The organism is Megamonas sp. Calf98-2 (genome assembly GCF_900110235.1).
In the GTDB taxonomy this organism is placed as follows: Bacteria; Bacillota; Negativicutes; order Selenomonadales; family Selenomonadaceae; genus Megamonas; species Megamonas funiformis.
This window is the reverse complement of record NZ_FOCY01000026.1, coordinates 18605-31631: the sequence shown is the minus strand read 5'-3', so window position 1 is coordinate 31631 and position 13027 is coordinate 18605. Positions and strand designations below refer to the sequence as shown.

Annotated in this window: 11 protein-coding genes and 1 pseudogene; all 12 read left to right on the top strand. The window is 30.7% G+C overall.

What is annotated here, in order from left to right; all coding sequences use genetic code 11:
* A pseudogene (locus BMX03_RS08570) lies at positions 1-443 on the top strand (S-layer homology domain-containing protein); the annotation flags it as partial.
* A 245-nt stretch (positions 444-688) separates the two neighbouring features.
* A complete protein-coding gene (locus BMX03_RS08565) occupies positions 689-2170 on the top strand; it encodes a glycoside hydrolase family 32 protein (RefSeq protein WP_008537961.1) in 1482 nt (493 codons plus the stop codon).
* A gap of 156 nt (positions 2171-2326) precedes the next feature.
* On the top strand, positions 2327-3736 hold the full coding sequence (locus BMX03_RS08560) for a TIGR00341 family protein (RefSeq protein ID WP_091694871.1): 1410 nt from the start codon (positions 2327-2329) through the stop codon (positions 3734-3736).
* 74 nt (positions 3737-3810) lie between these two features.
* Positions 3811-4617 (top strand): Cof-type HAD-IIB family hydrolase, encoded by an 807-nt coding sequence (locus BMX03_RS08555; RefSeq protein WP_022228136.1) that lies wholly within the window; start codon positions 3811-3813, stop codon positions 4615-4617.
* 57 nt (positions 4618-4674) lie between these two features.
* Positions 4675-5562: an RNase adapter RapZ gene (gene rapZ, locus BMX03_RS08550; protein WP_022228137.1), complete on the top strand. Its 888-nt coding sequence runs from the start codon at positions 4675-4677 to the stop codon at positions 5560-5562.
* 30 nt (positions 5563-5592) lie between these two features.
* Positions 5593-6885, top strand: a complete 1293-nt coding sequence (gene yvcK, locus BMX03_RS08545) for a uridine diphosphate-N-acetylglucosamine-binding protein YvcK (RefSeq protein WP_022228138.1) — start codon at positions 5593-5595, stop codon at positions 6883-6885.
* Positions 6886-6924: 39 nt separating this feature from the next.
* A complete protein-coding gene (gene whiA / locus BMX03_RS08540) occupies positions 6925-7884 on the top strand; it encodes a DNA-binding protein WhiA (RefSeq protein ID WP_022228139.1) in 960 nt (319 codons plus the stop codon).
* Positions 7881-8663: a polysaccharide deacetylase family protein gene (locus tag BMX03_RS08535; RefSeq protein ID WP_091694868.1), complete on the top strand. Its 783-nt coding sequence runs from the start codon at positions 7881-7883 to the stop codon at positions 8661-8663. Before whiA ends, BMX03_RS08535 begins: the two co-directional genes overlap by 4 nt.
* Before the next feature lie 25 nt (positions 8664-8688).
* Entirely contained in the window at positions 8689-9804 is a 1116-nt protein-coding gene (locus tag BMX03_RS08530; RefSeq protein ID WP_091694865.1) for a hypothetical protein, read from the top strand.
* Positions 9805-9931: 127 nt separating this feature from the next.
* Positions 9932-10072 carry a six-cysteine ranthipeptide SCIFF gene (gene scfA, locus BMX03_RS08525; protein ID WP_008537952.1) on the top strand — a complete coding sequence of 47 codons (141 nt, stop codon included), beginning with the start codon at positions 9932-9934 and terminating at the stop codon, positions 10070-10072.
* 156 nt (positions 10073-10228) lie between these two features.
* Positions 10229-11584 carry a thioether cross-link-forming SCIFF peptide maturase gene (gene scfB, locus BMX03_RS08520; protein ID WP_091694874.1) on the top strand — a complete coding sequence of 452 codons (1356 nt, stop codon included), beginning with the start codon at positions 10229-10231 and terminating at the stop codon, positions 11582-11584.
* A gap of 429 nt (positions 11585-12013) precedes the next feature.
* Entirely contained in the window at positions 12014-13027 is a 1014-nt protein-coding gene (gene gap / locus BMX03_RS08515) for a type I glyceraldehyde-3-phosphate dehydrogenase (protein ID WP_008537950.1), read from the top strand.

The window sequence follows — 13027 nt, the reverse complement described above, 5'->3', positions numbered from 1 at the left end:
TAACAGTAGCAGAAAAAGGCAATAATTTCCAAGATAGTGTAAACTTCTGGGAAGCAGGATTTAATACAAAACTTGCAGACAATTTAACATTAATGGCAGCATATAGTAAATCTGATTTAGATGGAGTAACAGATAGTGTTGGCAGTGAAGTAGTAAATGATGGATGGTTTAGTGAACTTCGCTATAAACAACACAATCCAAGTGATGTAGGTTCCTTTGCAATCTTCACAAACTATAGAAATGTAGGTGCATTCTCAACAATAGATGCAACAGTAGACTATACTGAAAACGTAAGAGGATGGACACTTGGATTTGACTATGTACCAATGGAAAATACAACAATAGAAGTATTCTACACAACAGGTACACAAGTAAATGCAACAAGTACAGAAGGTAGACAAGATGTAGATATCTTCCGTGCACAAATGGAATTTTATTTCTAATTCATATATTATTAATAAATTTAAAAGAACTACTTTTTAAGTAGTTCTTTTTTATAAAATCTTAATATTTATTTAACATTCATAATATATAATATAAATTTTAAACATATTTAGTTATTAATATAATTTATAAAAAATGGTTGCATTTTTTTGAAGATGGTGATATTATATAAAACCATCAAACGGGTTTTATATAATATCGTGAAATTTTAATTTCATAAACATGAAATATAAGGAGAGAGATTTTGACACATTTAGAAGCTTTAGCAAAAGCAGAACAATATCAAAGTAAAATGGCAAAAATTGCCAAAAAAAGTTATTGGAAGCCACAATATCATATTAGTGCTCCTGCAAATTGGATTAATGACCCTAATGGATTTTGTTATTTTAATGGTGAATATCATGTATTTTATCAATATCATCCATATTCTAGCCAATGGGGTCCTATGCATTGGGGACATGTAGCAAGTAAGGATTTAGTTAATTGGAAAACAAAACCGATAGCACTTGCACCAACTGATGAATATGATAGAGATGGTTGCTTTTCTGGTAGTGCAATAGAAAAAGATAATACTTTATATCTTTTTTATACAGGACATGTAGTTTTGGATAAAGAAAATGATAAAGATGATGCACAATTGCAAACTCAATGTGTAGCAATCAGTGAAGATGGTATAAGTTTTAAAAAATTGGAGAACAATCCAATTATCAATATAGATAGTTTTCCTGAAGATTTAAATATTCTTAAGGAGCATTTTAGAGACCCTAAAGTTTGGAAATATAATGATATGTATTACCAAGTAGTAGGAGCTCAAACAACAGAAAAAACAGGACAAGCATTAATTTATAAATCCAAGGATTTATTGAATTGGGAATTTGTTAATGTAATGGCTATGTCTACAGAAGAAGAAAATTTAGGTTTTATGTGGGAATGCCCTAATTTTGCAGAGATAGATAATCATGAAGTATTGATTTTATCTCCTCAAGGTGTAGAGCCAGAAGGTAATAAATTTTTAAATTTACATCAATCAGGTTATTTCTTGGGAAAAATGGACTATAATACAGGAATTTTTGAACGTGAAAATGACTTTGAGATGTTAGATTATGGTTTTGATTTTTATGCTCCGCAAATAATGCAGGATGAAAAAAATAATCGCTGTTTAATGATTGGTTGGCTTGCTATGTGGGAAAGCGAGATGCCAGAACAAGAAGAAGGTTGGGCTGGTATGATGAGTATTCCTCGTGTTTTAGAAGTAAAAAACAACAAAGTATATAGTTTACCAATACCAGAGTTGAAAAAATTAAGAAAAAATAATGTGAATTATGATGTAAACTTAGTTCAAAATTGTATTTTAGAAGGAATAAATGGCGATTGTTATGAATTAAATACTGTTTTTGATTTGACAAAAGCAAACGGTTTTAATTTAAAATTGCGTGTTTCTGAAAATGAAGAAACGGTTATTAGCTATGATAAAAATAGTAAAATATTTAAATTAAATCGCGATAAATCTGGTAAAGGCGTAACTGGTGAACGTGAAGCAAAAGTTAATTTACAAGATGAAAAGATTTATTTGCAGATATTTAGTGATTACTCTTCTTTAGAAATTTTCATCAATGGTGGAGAATATGTAATCAGTTCTCGTATTTATCCTATGCAAGAAGCAACAGGAATTGTTTTTGAGCCTATAGGGGAAATAAAAGCTAAGATTGATTTTTATGAAATTTAATAATAAAAAATAATTATTTTTCTAAAAGGATAGATAAAAATTATCTATCCTTTATTTTTATGTAAAAATTTAAAAGTAATATTTTGCTTATTGTTATGAAGTTATTTATAATTAAAGAAAAGTCACAAAATTTATTTTGAGAAAGGGTGATAATTTATGGACTATTTGAAAAAAGTATTATTAGATGTATTCGATTTGAATGCAGATAGGGCATCAATGGAAGAAATTTCCGAGAGAATTGAAAGTGGAGCTTTATTAAAAGGTACGAATATGGCTATTTTAATTTTAGCTATGTTTATTGCTTCTATCGGTTTGAATATGAATAGTACAGCTGTAATTATTGGGGCAATGTTAATATCTCCGCTTATGGGTGTTATTATGGCTATAGGTTATGGTATAGCTACATATGATACGGCTTATGTGCGTAAGTCATTTTTAAAATTATTATTTCAAGTAGGATTTTGTATTTTAACATCAACTATTTATTTTTATATATCACCAATTTCTACGGCTTCTTTAGAGTTATTGGCACGTACAGAACCTACGATATGGGACGTTTTGATAGCATTATTTGGTGGACTTGCAGGAATAATAGGTATAACTCGTAAAGAAAAAAGTAATGTAATTCCAGGTGTAGCCATTGCCACAGCCTTGATGCCACCACTTTGTACTGCGGGATATGGTATCGCTACACATTCTTTGAAATTCTTTAGTGGCGCTTTATATTTATTTTGTATAAATGGTGTGTTTATTTGTTTGTCAACTTTTATAGTTTTAAAATTTATTAAAGTTCCTGCAAAACAATATGTATCTATTCAAGTGTTGCGTAGACAGAAATTTTATTTAGCAATTATCGGTATTATAACAATCATTCCTAGTGTATATACAGCTTATCAAAGTGTAAGAGATAATGTGGAAAAAGCACAAGCTACTAGCTATATAAATGAATATTTTAATTATGATGATAGACAAGTAGTTGCTTATCATATAAGAGAAGATAGTAAGACTTTTGAAGTAGTTTTAATCGGCAAAACTTTAGAAGAAACACAGATTGATAAACTGAAAAAAGATTTGTTAAATTATAGCCAGCTTAAAGATTTAAATTTGAAAATTATTCAAAATGTTTATGATGAAGGTTATTCAAAACAAGATATTGAAAAATTGATAAATAGTAGTATTCAACAACGTGATGGCGTTTTGAATGTGGCTAATAAAGATAGTGATTTGATGAAATATCAAAATTTAAGTGTACAATATTATCCAGCATATCAAAGAATAACGGATAATCAAGCAATCTTAAAAGCTTTTAATACAAAAGGAAAGATTTTATTTCCACAGATTGACAAGATTGAAGGCGGAACAATTAATAATATCAATGAAAAAGGTGAAATAAACGCCTTAAAATTTATGGTTATTGTATATGTAAAAGAACAATTATCTAGCCAAGATGTAATAAAATTGAAATCATGGATGGAAAGCGAAGCTAATATGCCTGTGATTTTAAATGTTCAAATTAGTTCTGATAATGAAGATAATATTATTTCTGGGAATGGTATATCTTGGTGATAAATAAAAAAATAAATTATGTAAGTTTATGATATAATTGAATAAATTTTTAATGAGAAAAGAGTGTGATTTTTGTGAGTATAAAATTGTTTGCTACAGATTTAGATGGTACATTATTAAATAAAAATGGTGAAATATCTCCAGCTAATAAACAAGCTATAAAGGAAATGGCAAAAGAAGGTATTATACCAACAATTGCAACAGGTAGAATGTATGAGGCATCTCGTAGATTTGCTGAACAATTAGAATTAGATGTGCCCATTATTACTTATAATGGAGCTTTAATAAAATCTGTATCTGGAAAAGTTTATTTTGAAGGTTTTTTACCTCCAAAAATTGTCAGTGAAATTTATGATTATTGTAAAGAAATGAAGTATTATTTTCAAACTTATCAAGATGATAAATTATATTACGAAACTTATACAGATAAGACAAAAGGATATGAAGAAGGCATTAATATAAAAGGTTATGCCATCGGTGAAAAAGTATATGAATTAGTAGATAGAATTCCTAAAATTTTAATCATCACTACTAGTAATGAAGAAAGTGATGAAGTGGCAAGGCTTTTTAATGAAAAATTTTCTGGTCAAGCTCATGCTGCGAAGTCTCAATTTAATTATGTAGAAATAATGGCACCTAATATAAGTAAAGCAAGTGGTCTTCATCATTTGGCAGAAAAACTAGGTTTGGGTATAGATGAAGTGATGGCTATAGGTGATGCAAATAATGATGTTCCTATGTTGAAAGTGGCTGGATTTAGCGCTGTTATGGGAAGTGCTAAAGATGATGTCAAGGCTTGTGGTGATGTAGTTGTGGGCGATTGTGAACATGATGGGGTTGCCGAAGCAATTTATAAATATGTATTGAAAAAAGATATTTGAGCGATTATTATATAAGAATGGATAATGTTCCTAGTTTATAGATTAGAGGTGTTAGATATGAAAGATTTTCGTTTGATAATTGTTACTGGTATGTCTGGAGCTGGGAAAACATTAGCATGTCGTAATCTTGAAGATTTGGGTTATTTTTGTGTTGATAATTTACCTCCTGTATTGATACCAAAATTTGTAGATTTATGTAGTAATTCTACAGAAAATATGCAGAAATTTGTCTTGGTAGTAGATACACGTAGTAAAGACTTTTTTGATACATTTAATCAAGTTTTGGATGAGATTGATGCACAAAAAGTAAATTATCATTTATTATTTATGGATGCTTCTGATGAAGTAATTATTCGTCGTTATAAAGAAACTCGCAGACGTCATCCAATGGACCCTAATGTTTTAGTTAGTGATGCTATTGAACTTGAACGTAAAGCTTTAGATAAAATAAAAAAACGTGCTAATTTCATTATTGATACTAGCTGTTTAAAACGTGCTGAATTGAAAGAACGCCTTACAAAGATGTTTAAAACTGATGATACTGGAAAAATGAATATCAGTATTTTATCTTTTGGGTTTAAATTCGGTTTGCCTTTAGATGCTGATTTAGTTTTTGATGTGAGATTTTTACCTAATCCATTTTATGATGAAAAACTTCGTTATAAGAGCGGAACTGTGCCAGAAGTGGCAGCTTATATAGAAAAATATGAAGTTACTAAAGAATTTAAGAAGAAATTAGATGATTTAGTAGAATTTTTGATACCACAATATATCAATGAAGAAAAAAGTCAGTTGGTAATTGCTGTAGGCTGTACAGGTGGTATGCATCGCTCTGTATATATAGCTAATCATTTATATAATTTATTAAATGAAAAAGGTTATGTGGCAAATTTAGAACATCGTGATTTGATGAAAAATGAAGTAAGAGAACATAGAGCAAATTGAACATAGTAATATAAGAAAGTAGGGGATTAAATGCATTTATTAAAATGGCTTTATCCTGGAATGCGATTTAAGCGTTGGTTATGTTTATTTGCTGTTGGTGCATTGCTTACAGGTTTAGGCTTAGCCATAGTATTCAATTATAAATATATAGATAGCATTGAAGAATTTTTATTTTATGCTGTGTATACATGGACAGGTTCATATGATTATATGATAACTGCAATCGTAGGTATAGCTATAATCGTCTTCGGCTTGATAATAATGCTATTAGCTACAAGAATGGTCATTCGTTCATTGATAACAGTGCTTGTTCCTGATAAGTCTGGAAGATTAGTAGATATGATTTATGAACATCGCAAACTGGATAAAGGTCCAAATGTTACTGTGGTCGGTGGCGGTACAGGTCTTTCTGTGCTTCTTCGTGGTATGAAAGAGGAAACTAGAAATGCTACTGCTATTGTTACTGTAGCAGATGATGGCGGTTCTTCTGGTAGACTTCGTGAGGAATTTAATATTGTGCCTCCAGGCGATTTGCGAAATTGTTTAGTAGCTTTAGCAGATACAGAACCAATGATGGAAAAGTTATTTCAATATCGTTTTAGTGGGAATAGTGATTTAGCTGGCCATAGCTTTGGTAATTTATTTATCACTGCAATGACAGAAGTTACTGGCGATATTGAACAAGCTTTAAAAGAGTCAAGTCGTGTATTAGCTGTAAAAGGGAGAGTTTTCCCAGCGACAACAGCTAAAATTCGTTTAAGTGCAACTATGGAAGATGGAACTGTTGTAGAAGGTGAGTCTCAAATTCCGTTAGTGCATAAACGCATAAAACGTGTGCATATTTTTCCACATCATGTAGAGCCAGTGCCTTCTTCTATAAAAGCTATCAGAGAAGCTGAAGTCATTGTGTTTGGTCCAGGAAGTTTATATACAAGTATAATCCCTAATCTATTAGTGGATAATATTGCTGATGAAATCAAAAAAAGCAAAGCTATAAAGATTTATATTTGTAATGTAATGACTCAACCAGGAGAGACAGATGATTATACAGCTTCTATGCATGTAAAAGCTTTGATTGAACATGGCGGTGCAGGTATAGTTAATTATGTTTTAGTTAATAATAAAGAAATTTCTGCAGAAATGCAGGAATATTATGCGCAAAAAGGTCAATATCCTGTACTTATTGATGAAAAAGCTGTAGAAGATTTAGGTGTTGGTTTATTTAAAGCAGATATAATTGATGATTCAGAAATGATACATCATGATTCAATGAAGTTAGCACAAAATGTAATGAAAATATATCATACATTAAAAGAAAATTGAGTTTAAAATAGAATATTATATTTTGAAAGTTGGTTTTAGATGCCATCATTTGCAAGTCAAGTTAAAAATGAATTGGTACATGTGTTAGGCTCTCAAGTATGTTGCAAAACAGCGGAATTAGCTGCACTGCTACGTATGGGAGCCACTATTTCTTTTAATAGCAAACATGATTTTGGTATAAATTTTGTTACTGAAAATGCGGCAGTAGCCAGAAAAATTTTGACTTTGTTAAAAGCAAGTGTACCACAAGGTATTCATACAGAAGTTACAGTTAGACGTTCTCGTCGTCTACGAAAACATAATAATTATGCTGTTAGAGCTACACCATCGCCAGAAGCTAGTAGCATTTTAAAGAAATTAGGGTTTTTGACTGCAAAAAATTTATTAGATGCAGGTACTGACCGCAATATTTTACAAAATGATTGTTGTAAGATAGCTTATCTAAGAGGAGCTTTTTTAGGTGGTGGTTCTGTCAATAAACCAGAAGGTGAATATCATTTAGAATTTGTAACAGATAATTATACTTTTGCAAAATTGATACGCGATTTGTGTCATGAATTATATTTGCCTGTAGGGCTTACAGACAGAAAAAATGTATATATTGTATATTTAAAAGAAAGTGAAGCTATTTTAGAATTATTAGCTTTAATTGGTGTAGAGGAAAGTTTATTGCAAGCTTTTGAATCTGCACGTAATTTAAAAGAAATTAGAAATCAGGTTAATCGTTTAGTTAATTGTGAAACTGCTAATTTGCAAAGAACGATTAATGCTGCTATGAAACAAATTGAGAATATAAATTTATTGATAAAATATGACGAATATGATGAGTTACCGAAAGTATTAAAACAAACGGCTAATTTACGTTTAAATAATCCAGAGGCTTCGCTTACCGAGTTGGCGGAATTGTTAAATTGTAGTCGTTCTGCGATTAATCATCGCATGCGTAAGATTGATGCTTTAGCAATGCAAATCAGGAAGGACAATAGTATAAAAGAATGAATTTAAAAAAAATAGCGTTGAGTATAATACTTTTATTTATAATATTTATGGGTGGAGTGATTGCTTCAGTATATATTTATCCACCAAAGGGAGTTATGATTTTTGAATATCATCGTGTCAATGATGACACTGTAGATACAGATGATTATTCTTTATCTAGGGAACAATTTCAAGAACAATTGGATTATTTTAAGGAAAATAATTACCATACAGTTTCAATGATGGATTTTATTCGTGCTGAAAAATATGGTGAAGAATTGCCAGAAAATCCTATTATTATAACTTTTGATGATGGCTATGAGGATAATTATACTAATATGATGCCTATGATTAATGCAATGGGCATGAAAGCTACTATGTTTATGGCAACTAATTATATTGGTAAAGAAAATTATGTTAGTTGGCAACAGTTGAAAGAAATGCAGGATAATAATATTGAAATTGGCAGTCATACAGCAAATCATTTACCATTGACTGAAGTAGAAAATTTGGATAATGAAATTAAATTATCTAAATTATTGATGGAATGGAATGGATTAAAAACAATATATTTCTTCTCTTATCCTAATGGAGTTTATACAAAGGAAAGTATTCAGTGTTTAAAGGATAATAATTATTTAGCAGCAGTAACAGGTGATGCTGGATATAATACTTTTAAGACTGATAAATATTTATTACAACGAACAAATGTGTCAAATTATCGTTTTGGCTATATAGGTTTTCAATGGCGTATATTAAAGACAAAAATTTTATATAGATTAGGAATTAATCAGCATTAATAAAGGATAGGGGTATTTTTTGTTTATGAAAAAAAATAAGATTTTTTCATTTGTATTATCATTGGCAACGATATGTAATTTTACATTAGCTCAAGCTCAAGATAATAATGAAAAAGATTTAAAAAACACAATAGTTTTAGCAAACAAAGATAAAGATGTAGAAAAATATGAAGCCGATAAATTATTATTTATGGAAACAAAAGATGATGATACTACTCTTTTATTTTCTGATTCTCCTGAAACTGTGGAGCAAGATGGGATTTTATATCAAGATACAGTGAAAGGTGATACACGATTATTGTATTATCACTTGAATGGAATGAAGAAAGATAAAAAAATAGCTGTAGTTATTCAGAATATGTCTGATAAATCTAATGTGGTTAAAGTAATAAAAGAAGCTGTAGCAGGTCCTAGTGAAGATTATCTTTATGTAGGAAAAGTAACTATGCAAAGATATTTTAATAGTCAAGAAACTAGAGAAATAGAACTTGCTCCATATAGTAAAACTTTTTTGCGTGTAGAAGATGATGAACGTATTGTACCAAGTGGTGGTTTAGTATATGGTCTTTTTGATTTTTATGCGCAAGAGCCATTAAAGGTGAGCGTAGTAATTGCACCTACTGATAGAAATTTATTAAGATACGTAAATTATGCGCCTATTTTGGAAAAAGACCAGCATCGTTTAAGAGGCACGTATGAGGGAAAAGAACGCTATTTAACAAATAGAAGAGCTTATAATCCAGAAGAAATGGGAAAAGCGTATTTTTATATAGGTGATAATAAAACAGACCTTTATAAATATGGTAAAGATAATACCGACAATTCTGTTACACAAAATTTTGGTAATTATGGCATAGTATATAATTTTGAGCCTAAGCTTGAAGGCAAAGGAAAGACAAGTTTTTATCTTAAGCCTTTAGGTGGAGTTTATGCTGGTGCTATGGCGGTAAAAGTTGGTGAAAATGGTGAATATAAAATGATTTCTACACCAGATGATTTGCCATTCTTTGGTCATGAAAAAGATATTAATTACTATGCTTATTTAGGAACATATAATAATAGTGATAAATTAAGCTTTTTATATACACCACCAGGAGCATCAAATTTACCAGTACAAATTATTTTGATACCAGAAAAATAATAGAAAATGAAAAAACTACTTGAAGACGATGATTTTCAGGTAGTTTTTTTATATATTTTGCTAGACTTGCTTATTTGATTAAAAACATATACAATATTATATATTAAATTGCAAAGGAGAGATAAGTATGAAACATATTAAAACTGTTAACAAACCTTACCTTCAGGCTACTATTAAAACTGGCGGTTGTGGCGAATGCCAAGCTTCTTGTCAGTCTGCTTGCAAAACTTCTTGCACAGTTGGCAATCAGGTTTGCGAAAAACACTAATATTTCTCAAGTAGGGGGCTGTATTGACAGTCCCTTTCTTAGTGATTTTAAAAAGTTTAAAATTTGTGGTAATAAATAACTCGATTATAAATTTATATATTGAGTTTAATTATAAATTATATTTATTTTTAGAGGTGTGAATTTTAAATAATGGCTATGAGTAATAAAATACACAAGTTTTATCAAAATGGAATGTACATATTATTAGATGTAAATAGCTCTACTGTACATTTAATTGATAAAACTGTTTATGATGTAATGGATTATTTTGATGGCACAAATGATGAAGAAGTAATTAAAAATTTGGCTGATAAATATGATGAAAAAGACCTTCGTGAAATTTTAGAAGAATTACATGAATTAATGGAACGTGGAGAATTATTTGCTCCTGATATTGATGTACCTCCATATTTTGGCGAAACAGGTCTTGTAAAATCTATGTGCCTTCTTGTAGCAGAAGATTGCAATTTACGTTGTAAATATTGTTTTGCTGGTACAGGTGATATGGGTCATGACCGTCGTTTGATGACAAAAGAAGTTGGTAAAGCTGCTGTTGATTATATCATTGCACATAGCGGTAAACGTAAACATTGCGAAATTGACTTTTTCGGTGGCGAACCACTTGTTAATATGCCTGTTGTAAAATATGTAACAGAATATGTACGTCAAAAAGAAAAAGAAACAGGAAAAGTATTTAAATTAACACTTACTACAAATGGTGTTTTATTAAATGATGAAAATATTAAATGGCTCAATGACAACAATATCAGCATGGTATTAAGCCTTGATGGTAGAAAAGAAGTTCATGATTATATGCGTCCTGATGTTGGTGGACATGGCACATATGATAAAGTTGTTAAAAACTTTAAAAAATTAGTTGATTCCCGTGATGGCAATAATTATTATTTACGTGGTACATTCACTAATCGCAATATGGACTTTTCTAAAGATGTACTCAGCATGGCTGATGAAGGTTTTGATATTTTATCTGTAGAGCCAGTTGTATTAAAAGATTCTCCATATGGATTTACAAAAGAAGATTTACCAAAAATCTTTGCTGAATATGATAAATTAACAGAAATTTATTTAAAACGTAAAAAAGAAGGTAAAGGTTTCTTCTTCTTCCACTTTAATATCGATTTAGAACATGGTCCTTGCGTAGCTAAACGCTTGAGTGGTTGTGGAGCTGGTCATGAATATTATGCTGTAGCTGCAGATGGTAATCTGTATCCTTGCCATCAGTTTGCAGGCAGAGAAAATTACATGCTTGGAAATGTATTTGAAGGCGTAAAAAATAAAGAGCTTCCAAAAGAATTTAGAAAAACTCATGTATTAAGCAAAGAAAAATGTCGTGATTGTTGGGCTAAATTCTTCTGTAGTGGTGGTTGTCATGCTAATGCTGACTTATTCCATGGCAATATCCATGAACCATATGAACTTGGTTGTGAATTACAGAAAAAACGTTGTGAATGTGCTATTGTAGTAAAAACTGCTGAAAAATTTGGTTTATAATTCATTTATAAAAATGTAATATATTTTAATTAATATACGGTTTATTAATATACGGTTTACACTTTGAAAAAGAATTTTTCTCTATAGAAGATAAAAAATACATCTTGGAGAAAAATTCTTTTTTCTTTACAAGAAAATATATTTTTATAAAAATTTTGTAAAAATTTTGTTAGATAAATTATTTTTATTAATAGGATAATAAATTTATAACGGAAAAACTGCTGATTTAGATTGACAATTTGATATAATTTATTGTATTATAATCCTAGTGAAAAACTTAGACATATATTTGAACGATAATTTATGATTATACGTCTAGTGGTCTAATTAAGTTGTTATAAGCTAGAGTATGTATTTACATATTTTAGTTAAATATTATTCCAGCAAACTGGAAAAATTTTTTTTTACTTTTTAGGGGGTATTTTTAAAATGGCAGTTAAAGTTGCTATTAATGGTTTCGGCCGTATTGGTCGTCTCGCTTTCAGACAAATGTTCGATGCAGAAGGTTATGAAGTTGTTGCAATCAACGACTTAACAAGCCCAAAAATGCTTGCTCACCTTCTTAAATACGATTCTACTCAGGGTAGATATGAATATGCTGACAGCGTTGAAGCTGGTGAAAACTCCATTACTGTAAATGGTAAAGAAATCACTATCTATGCTAAACCAAATCCTGAAGAATTACCTTGGGGCGAACTTGATGTAGATGTAGTTTTAGAATGCACAGGTTTCTTTGCTTCCAAAGCTAAAGCAGAAGCTCATATCAAAGCTGGTGCTAAAAAAGTTGTTATCTCCGCTCCTGCTGGTAACGATCTTCCTACAATCGTTTTCAATGTAAACCATGAAACTTTAAAAGCTAGCGATACAGTTATTTCCGCTGCTTCTTGTACAACTAACTGCTTAGCTCCAATGGCTAACGCTCTTAATAAACTTGCTCCTATCCAGAGCGGTATCATGACTACAGTTCATGCTTACACTGGTGACCAGATGACTCTTGATGGTCCTCAGCGTAAAGGTGACTTACGTCGTTCCCGTGCTGCAGCTGTTAATATCGTTCCTAACTCCACTGGTGCTGCAAAAGCTATCGGTCTTGTTATTCCTGAATTAAACGGTAAATTAATCGGCTCCGCACAGCGCGTTCCTACCCCTACAGGATCTACTACTATTTTAGTAGCAGTTGTAAAAGGTCATGTAACTGTTGATGAAATCAATGCTGCTATGAAAGCTGCTGCAACTGAATCTTTCGGTTACACTGAAGAACAACTCGTATCCAGCGATGTTATCGGTATGAGATTTGGTTCCCTCTTCGATGCAACTCAGACTATGGTTGCTCCTATGGAAGATGGCAATACTCAAGTACAAGTTGTTTCTTGGTATGATAACGAAAACAGCTACACTAGCCAGATGGTTCGTACAATTAAATACTTCGCTGAACTTAAGTAA